The organism is Dactylosporangium sp. NPDC051484, from assembly GCF_040689395.1.
Lineage (GTDB): Bacteria > Actinomycetota > Actinomycetes > Mycobacteriales > Micromonosporaceae > Dactylosporangium.
This window is the reverse complement of sequence record NZ_JBFAZX010000022.1, coordinates 99435-112639: the sequence shown is the minus strand read 5'-3', so window position 1 is coordinate 112639 and position 13205 is coordinate 99435. Positions and strand designations below refer to the sequence as shown.

General features: G+C 70.6%; 11 protein-coding genes. 7 read left to right on the top strand and 4 right to left on the bottom strand.

What is annotated here, in order from left to right; all coding sequences use genetic code 11:
- Positions 1 to 26 precede the first annotated feature (26 nt).
- The 7 genes from murJ to AB0367_RS28535 all read left to right on the top strand — a co-directional run bounded on the left by murJ (position 27) and on the right by AB0367_RS28535 (position 8455).
- The gene (murJ, locus tag AB0367_RS28565; protein ID WP_366229519.1) at positions 27 to 1967 is read left to right on the top strand and encodes a murein biosynthesis integral membrane protein MurJ; all 1941 of its coding nucleotides are present in this window, start codon (positions 27 to 29) and stop codon (positions 1965 to 1967) included.
- A gap of 537 nt (positions 1968 to 2504) precedes the next feature.
- The gene (locus AB0367_RS28560) at positions 2505 to 4019 is read left to right on the top strand and encodes a protein kinase family protein (RefSeq protein ID WP_366229518.1); all 1515 of its coding nucleotides are present in this window, start codon (positions 2505 to 2507) and stop codon (positions 4017 to 4019) included.
- A 27-nt stretch (positions 4020 to 4046) separates the two neighbouring features.
- Complete coding sequence (gene sigM / locus AB0367_RS28555) at positions 4047 to 4721, top strand: RNA polymerase sigma factor SigM (RefSeq protein WP_366229517.1); 675 nt, start codon at positions 4047 to 4049, stop codon at positions 4719 to 4721.
- Positions 4718 to 5623, top strand: coding sequence for a hypothetical protein (locus AB0367_RS28550; RefSeq protein WP_366229516.1), 906 nt, complete (start codon positions 4718 to 4720; stop codon positions 5621 to 5623). Before sigM ends, AB0367_RS28550 begins: the two co-directional genes overlap by 4 nt.
- Positions 5624 to 5715: 92 nt before the next feature.
- Complete coding sequence (gene trxB, locus AB0367_RS28545) at positions 5716 to 6642, top strand: thioredoxin-disulfide reductase (RefSeq protein ID WP_366229545.1); 927 nt, start codon at positions 5716 to 5718, stop codon at positions 6640 to 6642.
- Between the two features lie 35 nt (positions 6643 to 6677).
- A complete protein-coding gene (trxA, locus tag AB0367_RS28540) occupies positions 6678 to 7013 on the top strand; it encodes a thioredoxin (protein ID WP_366229515.1) in 336 nt (111 codons plus the stop codon).
- 260 nt (positions 7014 to 7273) lie between these two features.
- Positions 7274 to 8455 carry an N-acetylmuramoyl-L-alanine amidase gene (locus tag AB0367_RS28535; protein WP_366229514.1) on the top strand — a complete coding sequence of 394 codons (1182 nt, stop codon included), beginning with the start codon at positions 7274 to 7276 and terminating at the stop codon, positions 8453 to 8455.
- A gap of 86 nt (positions 8456 to 8541) precedes the next feature.
- Here the strand turns inward: AB0367_RS28535 and AB0367_RS28530 are convergent, their stop codons facing one another.
- The 4 genes from AB0367_RS28530 to AB0367_RS28515 all read right to left on the bottom strand — a co-directional run bounded on the left by AB0367_RS28530 (position 8542) and on the right by AB0367_RS28515 (position 12932).
- Entirely contained in the window at positions 8542 to 9222 is a 681-nt protein-coding gene (locus AB0367_RS28530) for a GNAT family N-acetyltransferase (RefSeq protein WP_366229513.1), read from the bottom strand.
- A 136-nt stretch (positions 9223 to 9358) separates the two neighbouring features.
- Positions 9359 to 10081 carry a hypothetical protein gene (locus AB0367_RS28525; protein WP_366229544.1) on the bottom strand — a complete coding sequence of 241 codons (723 nt, stop codon included), beginning with the start codon at positions 10079 to 10081 and terminating at the stop codon, positions 9359 to 9361.
- A gap of 491 nt (positions 10082 to 10572) precedes the next feature.
- A complete protein-coding gene (locus tag AB0367_RS28520) occupies positions 10573 to 11598 on the bottom strand; it encodes a ParB/RepB/Spo0J family partition protein (RefSeq protein WP_366229512.1) in 1026 nt (341 codons plus the stop codon).
- Positions 11595 to 12932 carry a ParA family protein gene (locus AB0367_RS28515; RefSeq protein ID WP_366229511.1) on the bottom strand — a complete coding sequence of 446 codons (1338 nt, stop codon included), beginning with the start codon at positions 12930 to 12932 and terminating at the stop codon, positions 11595 to 11597. Before AB0367_RS28515 ends, AB0367_RS28520 begins: the two co-directional genes overlap by 4 nt.
- Positions 12933 to 13205 lie beyond the last annotated feature (273 nt).

Here is a 13205-nt window from a genome sequence, read left to right as displayed (position 1 = left end):
AGCACGGCCGAGTCGAGGTGTGGCGAATGGATCCGGGAACGGAACCGGCACAGCACGGGGGCTGGAACAACGAGCCCTCCGTCCGGCTGCGCCCGACCGGCGGCGCCCATCGCGCCCCTGAGGAGTCGGCCGAGATGCTGCCACCGGCCCCCGAGCCGCGATCACCCGCACCGACCCCCGCTGACCTCGGTCAGCCCGTCCGGCTGCACGTCGGCCGGCGGCCGGAGGGCATGACGGTCGACCCGGCCAACGCGCCAACCGTCGCCCTGCCGCTGATCACCCCACGCCCCCAGGTGGTCGTCGACGCGCCGGTCGTGGAGGAGACCGCCCCGCCGACCGCGGCCGACGACGACAGCACCGGCACCGTCGTGCGCAACAGCAGCACGATGGCGATCCTCAGCCTGGTCAGCCGGGCGACCGGCTTCATTCGGGCGGCGGCGATCGCGGCGGCCATCGGCGGCCGGTTCGTCGGTGGTGACTACACGCTCGCCAACAACCTGCCCAACCAGGTCTACGAGCTGCTGCTCGGCGGTGTGCTGGCCAGCGTGCTCATCCCGACCCTGGTCCGGGCCCGCAAGGAGGAGCCGGACGGCGGCCAGGCGCACGCCCAGCGGCTGGTCACCCTAGCGGCGATCGCGCTCGGCGCGGCCACCGTCATCGTCGTGCTCGCCGCGCCGCTGATCACCGCCATCTACACGCTCGGCAGCGACAAGGTGACGGCGGCCGACCGCCACCTGATCACCGTGCTGGCCTACCTGCTCCTGCCGGAGATCTTCTTCTACGGCATGGCCGGCATCTTCGCCGCGATCCTCAACGTGCGCGGCCACTTCGCCGCCCCGATGTGGACGCCGATCCTCAACAACGTCGTCGTCATCGCCACGGCCGGCGTGTTCATGCTCGTCCGCGGCGGCGACATGCCCACGCCCGAGAACATCACCGTGACCCAGATCCTGGTCCTGGGCATCGGCACCTCCCTCGGCATTGTCGTGCAGGCGGCCGGCCTGTGGCCCGCGCTACGCAAGACCGGCTTCCGCTGGAAGTGGCGCTTCGACTTCCGCAAGCTCCACCTGCGCGAGCTGGCCAAGCTCAGCTCCTGGATGCTGGTCTACGTCGGGGTCAATCAGCTCGGCATCACCGTCGTCATGGCCCTGGCCAAGAACAACGAGCTCAATGGCGGCGACGGCCCGGCCGTGTTCAACAACGCGTTCCTGATCTTCATGATGGCCCACGGCATCGTCGCCGTGTCCGTCATCACCGCGATCATGCCGCGCATCTCCGCCGCCGCCGCCGACGGCCGGTTCGCCGACGTGACCGACCAGCTCGCCCAGGGCAGCCGGCTCGCCTCGGTGATCCTCGTCCCGGCCGCCGCGATCTACGTGGTCCTCGGCCAACCGCTCGCCGTGACGCTGTTCAAAGGGGGCAGCTACAGCTACGACCAGGCGCTGGCGACGGGCTCGGTGGTCACCGCGGCCGGCCTGGGCCTCGTGCCGTTCGCACTGAGCCAGTTGCAGACGAGTGTGTTCTACGCGCTGCGCGACACGAAAACGCCGGCCCTGGTCAACATCGGCGGCGTGGCCGTCCGCCTGGTGCTGGACATCGGCTTCTACCTCGTCCTGCCGGTCGCGGTGGTGACGACCTCGCTCATGGTGGGCACGGCCCTGTCCTTCGTCGTGACGCTCATCGTCGGCTACGTGCTCCTGCGCCGCCGCCTGGGCCGCCTGGGCCTGCGCCGTCTCCTGGACACCCTCATCCGCCTCGGGGTGGCGGCGGCCGCCGCCGGCCTGCTCGCGCTGGGGACTTCGTGGGTGATCGGCCAGATCATCGACCCGGGCAAGCTGCAGGGCATCGTGCAACTGCTGGTCGGCAGCGCGGTGCTGCTGGCCGGATACACGGCGGGCGCCATGTTCCTGAAGGTCCCGGAGGTCCGGCAGTTCGCGGGCATGGTGCGGTCGCGACTGGGTCGCTGACGGCGCTCCCGCTCCCCTGACCAGCCTCGCGCCGCCGGGCCCGCCAGGCCGATGGGGCATGCCGCCGGGACGGGTCCGCACCGCCGGGCCGCCAATCTCGCGCGGCCGGGCCGGGGCCGACGACCTCGCACCGCCAGGCCGGGCCGGGCCGGGGCTGGCCGCTGGCCTGGCCGGTGAGCGGGCTGAGGGGCCGCTGGGGTCGGAGTGCGTCGCGGGTCGCGCGGAGAGATTGGCGATTGTCACATTTCCTAAGCCCATGGACTGTCCAGCCGGGGTCGCTGGGCCGGCGCGGGCTGTGGCACCCGGGGACCGCGACGGCTCGGTGAAATTCGGTAAGGGGTAAATGACGGTGATGTCCTGGCATGGGTGATCAATTGGCCTCGCGCGGGGTGGTCCGGAGATGATGACGTGTCGGAGACCGAAGTGGCGACAGGTAAGGTCAACCCCGGCGCCCTGCCGAAGCGCTTAGGCTTAGTGACTGCGACTCGCGTTACGACAGACGCCACAGGTCGGCACACGGATCGGAAGGGAGGACGGGTGGCTGAGCTCGACGAAGGGCTTGAGGCTTCGGGGGGCATCCCCCAGGTCCTGACCTTCGGCACCCCATCCGTCGGTGAAATCCTTGCCGAGCGATACCAGCTCGAAGAGCACATCGGCAACGACTCGCTAGGCCGCCAGCTGTATCGCGGCATCGACGTCATCCTGCGCCGCCCGGTGGCGGTGGTCCTGCGCTACCCCGGCGGGGAGAGCGCGAAGGAAATGCTGGCCGCGGCGGTCGCCGCCAGCCGCATCGTGCATCCCCATCTGGTCGGCGTGTATGACGCGATCGACGAGGGCCACCGTGCCTACGTCGTGCGCGAATGGGTGGACGGCATCGCGCTGCGCGACATCGTCGCGTCCGGGCCGCTGGACGCCGGGCGGTCGGTCGCCATCGCGTGGGCTGTCACCGACGCCGTCGCGGCGCTGCACGGGACGGGGATGGCGCACGGCAACGTGCACCCCGGGACCGTCCTGGTCGCGAACGACGGGCGGGTGGTCCTCACCGACGCGCGGGCCGACGACGGGGCGACGCCCGAGGCCGACGTCCGGGCGATCGGCGCGATCGTGTATTGCGCGCTGACCGGATACTGGCCACACGCGGAGGCCGGCTCCTACTCGGTGCCCGACGGCGTGCGCGACTCCTCCGGTGCGCTGCAGACGCCGCGGCAGGTTCGCGCCGGCGTTCCGGCAAACCTGGACTCACTGGTCGCCGACCTGCTCAACGCTGACCTTCCGCTGCCCTCGGCCGAGTCGCTCGCGGGTGAGCTCGCGTCGTTCGGTGGCGTCGACGAGGAGGAGATGGTGAGCGAGGAGGGCGGGCGCGTCGACTTCGACGCCTTCGACTCCGCGGCCGCGTCCACCGCCCCACCGAAGCCGGCCGGGCGGAAGCTGGCCGTCGGCGTCGTCGGGCTGCTGGTGCTCGCGCTGGCCGGCACGCTGGCCGCGGCGCGGGTGCTGGGCGACCCGGCCACGCCGGAGACGCCGGTCCCCACGACGTCGGGGGCAAGTGCCTCGCAGCAGGCCCAGCCACCCGGGCAGCCGACCGAGCTGACGATCGATCCGACCCACGTGCGCATCGTCGATCCGGCGGGCAGCCGCTCCGAGGTCAAGGACGCGGGCAAGACCGTGGACAAGGATCCCAACACGGTGTGGAAGACCGAGCGATACACGAGGGCCGACTTCGGCGGCACGAAGCCGGGCATGGGCGTGTGGATCGACCTCGGCGAGGCCAAGAAGGTCGTGTCGGTGCAGGTCATGCTGCAGACGCCGGGCGCGGACGGGGAGTTGCGCACCGGCACCGCCGACCTCGGCAGCGGCAAAGCGGAGGACGCGGCGACCGTGGCGCAATACACGGTGGTCGGCGAGCCGCGGCAGGGCATGGGCACCACGACCCTCTTCAACGGACCGGAGCAGAAGACGCGCTACCTGCTCGTGTGGATCACGAAACTGCCGAAGGAGAACTCCGGCGGATATCGGGTAGCTATCGGAGACATAACCGTCCGCGTGCAGTGACCCTGCGGACCGGCGCTGGTCGATAGGGTGCGTGCCGTGGATGTTGCCGAGCCGGGCACGCGCGAGGTGCGCGACGACGCATGGCTGCTGCGCGCCCACGCCACGGGCGATCCAAACGCGTTCGCCGAGCTGGTGCAGCGGCATCGGGACCGGCTATGGGCCGTAGCCCTGCGCACGCTCGGCGATCGCGAGGAGGCCGCCGACGCCCTGCAGGACGCGCTGCTGTCGGCATTCCGGGCGGCGGGCGGCTTCCGGGGCGACTCGGCCGTCACCACCTGGCTGCACCGGATCGTGGTGAACGCCTGCCTGGACCGCATCCGGCGGCGGCAGGCCCGCCCGACGGTGCCGCTGCCCGAGACCGACGTCACACCGGCACCGGTCACCGACCGCGACACCGCGATGGACGTGCGGCAGGCGCTGCGGCAGATCCCGGCCGACCAGCGCGCCGCGCTCGTCCTGGTCGACGTGCAGGGCTACGGGGTCGCCGAGGCCGCGGTGATCCTCGGCGTCCCGGAGGGCACCATCAAGAGCAGGTGCGCCCGCGGCCGGGCCCGGCTGGCGGTGCTCCTCGGCCATCTGCGGAACCCGGTCGACGGCGGCCGCGTCCCATCTGAGGTCCGGCCGTCTGAGGCGCGGGCCGAGGCAGCGACCGACGCCGCCGGCGACGTCCCATCCGCGTCCGGAAAGGAGGGTGGCGCGTGACGGCCTTCTCCGAAGCCGACCTTGACCGGCTCGCCGACTTCGTCGGCGGGGCGCTTGACGGCACTGCGGAGGCGGATGACGTACGTCACCTGGTGAGCACCGACACGAGCTGGGCCGAGGCATACGCGATGCTCGTGGCCGCCGACGCCGCCATGCGCGACGAACTGCACGCGCTGGGTGCCGAAGCTCCGGCGGTACCGCCGGATGTGCAACAGCGGCTGGACGCGGTCCTGGCCGGGGCGATCACCGCGCCCCCGGCGGACGCCCCGGTGGTTGATCTGGCCCGGGCGCGGGAGGCGCGCAGACGTCGCCGGGCACGCTGGAGCATCGGGCTCGCCACGGCGGCCGCGGTGATCGTCTGCGGCGGCGTGGGCGTGCAGGCGCTCCGGATGGGCACCGCGAGCCAGGACAGCGGCACGTCGGTGGCGCCGGGCCTCGCCGACGCGCCCGCCGGGGGCCAGACCCGATCGGGCTCCGGGTCGCGCACCAACCTGGCCGGCGGCTCGCCCTTGATCAGCAGCGGCCGGGACTATGGGCGCGCCACGCTCGGCCAGCTCGCTGGCGGCCAGCCCGCCCCCGACGTGCACAAGAGCGGCAACAGCGACGTGCAGGGCGAGGGCGCCGCGCCGCTCGAGGCGAGCGCGCCGACGGCCGTGCCGGGCCCGCTGACCCGGCTGAGCGCGCCCGCCGCCCGGGCCGCCTGCCTCGCCGCGATCACCAAGGAATACGGTGGTCAGGTGTCGCTGGTCGACTACGCCGCGTTCGAAGGCCAGGCAGCGCTCGTGGTCGTCGTCGACGGCACACGGGTCGGGGCCGGCAAGCGGCTCATCGTCGTGGTCGGGCCCGACTGCGGCGTCGGCGGCGCCATCGCCGACGAGCGGTACCGGACCACCATCCCGTAACGGTGATATGGCACACGAGTCACCGTCCAGCGGGAATTGCCGCTTCGTAGGATGACGTTTTGCTGGCACTGGCTGAGATTCGAGGAGTGACCGTGGACGAGGTCCGCAACCTGATCATCGTGGGGTCCGGTCCCGCCGGGTATACGGCTGCGGTCTATGCCGCCCGTGCCAACCTCACGCCGCTGGTGATCGAAGGGGTCACCTCCGGTGGTGCGCTCGTGACGACCACCGAGGTGGAGAACTTCCCGGGCTTCCCGGACGGCATCAACGGGCCTGAGCTCATGGACAGCATGCGCAAGCAGGCGGAGCGCTTCGGCGCCGAATTCATCACCGACGACGCGACCCGGGTGACCTTGGAGGGCCCGGTGAAGAGCGTGTGGGTCGGTGAGACCGAGTATCGCGCCAAGGCCGTCATCCTGGCCACCGGCTCGGCCTGGCGCCCGCTGCAGGTCCCCGGCGAGCAGGAGTTGCTCGGCCGCGGCGTGTCGTCCTGCGCGACCTGTGACGGCTTCTTCTTCCGCAACGAGCAGATCGTCGTGGTCGGCGGCGGCGACTCGGCCATGGAGGAGGCGACCTTCCTCACCCGGTTCGCCACCAAGGTCACCATCATCCACCGCCGCGACGAGTTCCGGGCCAGCAAGATCATGGCCGAGCGCGCGCTGGCGAACGAGAAGATCGAGGTCCTCTGGAACAGCGTCGTCACGGAGGTTCTGGACGGCGGCGGGCGCGTCGGCGGCGTGCGGGTCAAGAACGTCATCAGCGGCGAGGAGACCGACCTGCCGGTGGCCGGCGTGTTTGTGGCGATCGGTCATGACCCGCGCAGCGAGCTGTTCCGTGGGCAGGTGGAACTCGACGATGAGGGCTACGTGAAGGTGGCCGCGCCGAGCACCCGCACCAACATCGAGGGCGTGTTCGCCGCAGGCGACGTCGTCGACCACACGTACCGGCAGGCGATCACCGCCGCCGGCACCGGTTGCGCCGCGGCCCTCGACGCCGAACGGTTCATCGCGGCGCTGTAAGCAGCGGTTTTGAAAGCTTGAGAGAAGGAGAGCGCATGGGAGCCATCCAGCCCGTCAGCGACAAGACTTTCGAGGTCGACGTCCTCAAATCGGACATTCCGGTTCTGGTGGATTTCTGGGCGGAATGGTGCCAGCCGTGCCGCAAGATCGAGACCATGCTGAACGAGATCGCCGTCGGCGAGCTCGCCGACAAGGTGAAGATCGTCAAGGTCGACATCGACAGCAACCCCGAGACCGCCCGCGCCTACCAGGTCCTCTCGGTGCCCACGCTGACCGTCTTCAAGGGCGGCGAGCCGTTCCGGTCGGTCGTCGGGGCCAACCCGAAGAGCGCGCTGGTACGTCTGATCGAGTCGGCGCTCGACCCGGCCTGAGCGTTCTCTCGGACGCACGCCCCGTCTCCCGGACCTCGCGGAGGCGGGGCGATTCGTTGGTGTGGGTCGCGCCTGCCTGGGCATGGGCGCTGTCGGTGTTTCGGCTCGGCCCGCCTTGCTCTTGGCACGCCAGCGGGGTGGCCGGGAGAGTACGCTGCCTCGCGGGTGTGGCGCCGCCTGGGTAATTCGCACCATTACGGTGCGCTCGCCCGGGCACGTACGATTTCCGTCGCGGGGCCACAGGCTTTCAGGAGGACCATATGCGGGCAATCCGGCGCGGGGCGCGGGGAGCGGCGGTAGCCGAGATCCGCGGCATTCTTGTCGTGCTGGAGTTGCTGAAGGACCTCCTGCCCTCGGATCCGTCCGCGGGCTACCCCGAGTACGACGCGGACGTCGAGCGGGCGGTGCGCGCCTTCCAGCAGAGCCGCGGCCTGACCGTCGACGGCGAGGTGAGCGACGAGACTTGGCGCGCGCTCGACGCGGCCCGGTGGCGGCTCGGCCAGCGCGCCCTGTTCCACACCGTCGCCGACCCCTACATCGGCGACGACGTGCGTCAGCTGCAAGAACGCCTCCTCGAGATGGGGTATAACCCCGGCCGCGCCGACGGCATCTACGGCGGGCACACCGCGCACGCCGTCGCTCAGTTCCAGCGCGAGGTCGGACTGCGGCCTGACGGCGAATGCGGGCCGGCCACGGTCGGCGCGTTGCGCCGGCTCGGTCGCAAGGTCATCGGCGGGCGTCCGCAGCTCCTTCGCGAGGCCGAGGCCTTCCGCGAGTCCGGCCCGACGCTGCTGGGCAAGCGCATCGTGATCGACCCCGGGCACGGCGGCCCCGACGCCGGCAACGTGGTTCCCGACGGCCCGCTCCGGTGGGTGGAGGCCGACCTCGTGTATGACCTTGCGGCCCGCCTGGAAGGCCGCCTGGCGGCCGCGGGGATGCGGGTGAACCTCACCAGGGGTCCGCAGCCCGTAAGCCTCCTGAGCGATCGTGACCGGGTGCAGCTCGCCAACGATCTCGGCGCCGACCTCCTCATCTCCATCCACCTCGACGGGCACCACAGCCCGGCCGCGGACGGCGTGGCCACGTATCACTACGGGTCCGTCACCGGCCCGACCTCGGTCGTCGGCGAGCGCCTCGCCGGGCTCGTCCAGCGCGAGATCGTCGTGCGCACCGGGCTGCGGGACTGCCACACGCACGCGAAGACGTGGGAGCTGCTGCGGCTCACCAAGATGCCGGCGGTGCGGGTCGACGTCGGCTACCTGACCTCGCCCTCCGACCGGCAGCAGCTCATCGACCCGGCGTTTCGCGACCGGGTCGTGGAGGCCATCATGGCCGCAGTGCAGCGGATGTACCTGCCGGTGGAGGCGGACGTGCCGACGGGCTCGATCGACGTCAGCCTCCTGCGGGCGCTGACCAGTTCGTCCCCGGCACCGACCGCCTAATCGCGCGCGCTTCGGCCGTTCTTTGTACGGCCACGGCCGTTACGGCTTTACGGTGGCGCGGCTTCTCCGGTAACGCCGCCCGCGCCTCAGCTCGAGGTCATCTCGCGCGTTGCCGGACGCACCGGGAGCACCGGGCGGAGCAGCGACTCCGGACTCATCGAGCCGAGGAGCTTCTCGAGCGCGTATTCGACGTCGGACTTCCACGACAGGGCCGTGCGCAGTTCGAGGCGCAGCCGCGGATAGCGGGGGTGCGGCCGCACCGTCTTGAAGCCGATCGACAGGAAGAAGTCGGCCGGCGCGAGGCAGCCGCGCTCGTTACGGCCCACCTCGTCGACCTCGCCGAACTTCGCGTCGCCGAATGCCTCGATCGCCTTCACGCCGCGCTTCGTGAGGTCGCGCGCGACGCCCTGGACGAGCATCCGGCCGAGCCCGCCGTCGGCGAAGGGCTGGACGACGTGTGCCGTCATCAGCAGCACCGCGTCGGGGGAGACCGGCGAGGTCGGGAACGCCATACTGCGCGGCACATACGCCGGTGGGGCGAACATCACGAAACCGGCCGGCATGCCGTCGACGTAGACGAGCTTGCCGCACGAGCCCCACTCGAGCAGCGTCTGCGAGACCCAGGCCTCCTTCTCCAGGCCCGGATCACCGTTGGCACAGGCACGGTCGGCCGCGACCGGGTCGAGCTCCCAGAACACGCACTCGCGGCACGATCGAGGAAGATCCTCGAGGGTGTCGAGCGTCAGACTGACGAGACGTCGCGACATTGGCCCATCTCCACCCGCACCCGGCATTAGCTCGTCATGATGGTACGCACTCACGATCCACTGTGGGAGCCCATCCGCCTACAGTTCCTCGTGCCTGGGATCCCACCCACCGGTCCTTTTACCCCTGGGATTCGTTCTACCCCTGCCGCCCGGGTTCATCCTGCGGCTCTTTCGAAACGTCGGCGGGCGCGTCGCCATTGCCCGCGGCCGGCTCTGGGACCACGACGTCGTAGTTCTCCTCGGCGGCCGCGGCCGGCTCGAGCGCGTCGTCACGCTCGCGCGTGGCGAGCGTTGTCGGCACGGTCCAGTTGATGCGCGGCGGCTCGGCGAGCGGCCGACCGCCGAACTCGGCGAGCCACGCCGCGACCATCGCCAGGTTTTCGCGCCAGCGATCCTCGGGGATCGGCGGGAGGATGTTGTCCCAGAGCGCGAGGAACGTGCCCTGGAGCTGAAGCCGCCCATACGGCCGAGCGAGGAACCACACGTGCAGGTGCGCGGCGCCGTCGCCCCAACGGTTCACGTGGACCCGGGCGACGCCGTCGAGCGAGCGGATCGCGCGCTCGAGCCGGACCGTCATCACGCCGAGCTCGGCGGCAAGCATGTTTGGCAGGTCGCCGAGGTCGAGGTGCGAACGGGACTCGAGGATCAGCACGGCCGGCAGGCCCGTGGGGCGATCGAGCGCACGGACTCGCCAGCGGTCGCTCACCCAGATATACGCCTCATCGGGCGCCGCGCACGCCCGGCACTCCGCAGGGTTGTCGCCGTGGCGCGGCGGCTCGACCGGCACGGGCTCGAGGAGGCGCTTGACTCGGAGGTCACCCTCGAACGGGAACGTCGGCCAATAAGTGAAGGCCGGCAGCTGCGGCGACCGCTGGGCCGACGCGTGCGCGGGATTGGTGGGCGTCCCGGGCGCGGCCGGGCTTGCTGGCATCTCAGGCACGAAGCCGACCCTAGCCGAATCGGGGCCCGGTGTCCGTACCCTGTGGACAGCCGGAAAGTTATCCACAGGCCGGGCAAGGCCACCTGTGGATGACGGCCTCCTCGGCGCTTGGCAGGGGCCTGCGTTCATCCACAGGGACGCGATCGATTTAGCACGTGGTTTCACGTGAAACGGATGAGCCTGTGGATAACCCCTGTGGATAAAATTCCGTGAGAGCCGTTCTCTCAAGGTTCGCACCCACCCGGATTTTTGGCCCCGTGAGTTCCAGACGGCCCATTTTGGCGTTCGGAGCCCGACCAGGGTCGGTCGAACCCCACTGCGCCACGATGGCCGGCATCCTGGAGGCGCTTGGCAAACGTCGAGGGCCGAACCCTCTTCGGGTCCGGCCCTCGATTCGCGGTCGGTCGTTGCTATTGCTCGCGCTGACCGGCCGAGGGCTCGTCGGGCACGCCGATGATGCCGACGATCCGCTCAAGGTCGTCGACCGTCGCGAACTCGATCGTGATGCGCCCCTTGCGGCGGCCGATGTCGACCTTGACGCGAGTGTCGAACCGGTCCGAGAGACGGTCGGCGAGATCGGACAGCGCCGGCGCGTGCGGCTTCGGGCGCCGCTGCGGGGCGTCCTGCTTCTTGGTCGAGCCGCCCTCCGAGATCGCGAGCGAGACGAGCTCCTCGGTGGCGCGCACCGACAGGCCCTCCGCCACGATCCGGGTCGCCAGCGACTCCTGCTCCTCTGAGTCGTCGAGGCCGAGCAGCGCCCGGGCGTGGCCCGCGGAGAGGACGCCGGCCGCGACCCGGCGCTGGACCAGGGCCGGAAGGTTCAACAGGCGGATCGTGTTCGAGATCTGGGGCCGGCTGCGACCGATACTCTTGGCGAGTTCCTCGTGGGTCGCGCCGAACTCGTCGAGCAGCTGCTGGTATGCGGCCGCCTCCTCGAGCGGGTTCAGGTTGGCCCGGTGGATGTTCTCCAGGAGCGCGTCGCGGAGCATCGCATCGTCGCGCGTCTCGCGGACGATCGCCGGGATGGCCTCCCTGCCGAGCGCCTGGGCCGCCCGCCAGCGGCGCTCGCCCATCACGAGCTCGTACTGCTTTTCGCCGTCCGCCTCGCGCAGCTCGCGTACGACGATGGGCTGGAGGAAGCCGACCTCCTGGATTGAGGTCTTCAGCTCCTCGATCGCCTCATCGTCGAAGACCTGCCGCGGCTGCTTGGGGTTCGGGATGATCGCGCCGACCGGGATCTCGGCGAAGCGGGCACCCGGCACCGGGGCAAGCGTCTCGACCGCCGGCTCGACAGCAACGGCGCCGTTCGGGACCGCCTGGGCGGGCAGCGTTGCGATCGCGGTCGCGGTGCCGGTCGCGCCATCGGCCGGCGCGGCGGTGGTGGGAATGAGGGCGCCGAGCCCACGGCCGAGACCTCCACGTCGGTTGGATTTCATGCGACCCCTCCCACTTGCACACCCTGCGCGCCACGTAGCGCGATCTCCCGCGCCGCCTCAAAATAGCTGACCGCACCCCGGGACCCCGGATCGTACGTCATGACCGACTGGCTGTAGCTCGGCGCCTCGGACACCCGCACGTTACGAGGGATGACGGCATTCAGGCACTTCTCTCCGAAGTGGTTGCGCACGTCCTGCTCGACGAGATCGGCCAGGCGCGTGCGCCGGTCGTACATCGTCAGGAGCACGGTCGTGATGTCGAGCATCGGGTTGAGGTGGGACCGGACCAGCTCGATGTTGTTCGTGAGCGCCTGCACGCCCTCAAGCGCGTAGTACTCACACTGGATCGGGATGAGAACCTCCTCGGCGGCGACGAGCGCGTTGACCGTGAGGAGGCCGAGCGACGGCGGGCAGTCGATGAAGATGTAGTCGTAGTTGTTGCCGCCCGCTTCGATGGCGCGCTTGAGCCGCGACTCGCGGGCGACGACCGAGACGAGCTCGATCTCCGCCCCGGCGAGGTCTATGGTCGCCGGCACGGCCCACAGGTTCGGGATGCCCTCGACCTGTTGGGTTACCGCGTTGAGCGGGGCGCCGTCGATCAGGCAGTCGTACACGTCCGGGACGCCGGAGTGGTGGGGAACGTTGAGTCCGGTGGAGGCGTTGCCCTGCGGGTCGAGATCGATCACCAAAACGCGGTTGCCGTGCAGCGCAAGGGCGACGGCGATGTTCACCGCGGTGGTCGTCTTGCCCACGCCGCCCTTCTGATTGGCCACACACATCGTGCGGCGCCGTGGTGGACGGGGCATCGTTATCTCCCCGCTTGGGTTAAGAATCTCCACGGCGCGCTTTGCCTCCTGTGCCAGCGGGGGATCTTCGGTTTCACGTGAAACGTACGCGTCAGTCATGGCGCCCTCGATATCCGCGGTGACGACGGGCGGGTGTGGCTGGGGGGAGGGTGGGTTCCGTCGCCTGGACCTCACCTCGGCCGGAGAAGCGTCGACTGTTGGCGATACTCCCCGGCCGTAAAGCGTACCGGTTGATGATCGCTCGGAGGGGGCGGCGACATGAAACTCCACCGTGCCCCCGCGTGTCGGCCCGAGCTCGCGCCCGGCCTCGGGGACACGCCCAGGTTCGAGTCGCCCCGGCTCCGGCGCGCGCCCCGACTCCGGTCCGCGCGCCGGCTCGACGGGCCGCGGCGCCTCGACGCCGTCGGCACGCGGCTGTGGCACCGCTCGTCCGGCGGGGCGGACGCCCCAGCCCTCAATCCCCGTTTCACGTGAAACATGGTCGTCTGCATCGCCGTAGCCTGGACCATCACCGCTGTCGCGCACCATGTCAGTCCCGTCCCGCTCGGAAAGATGTGCACCGTCGGCCGCCTCATCCGCCGAACGCGGTGGAGCCGGCTTCGGTGCCAGCCCGCTCGGTGAGCCGAAGTCCGGCGCACCTGAGGTCTGGGTATCCGAACCCGGCCCGCCGGAAGTCCGCCGATCGGAGCTCAGCCCGTCGATACCGAATCCGTCTTCACTTGCTCTCCTGGAGCGCGTTCCGCTCGGACCCGTTCCGTCCAGGCCGGCTTCCTCAGGGCCCGTTCCGTCGGACAGAAGAGT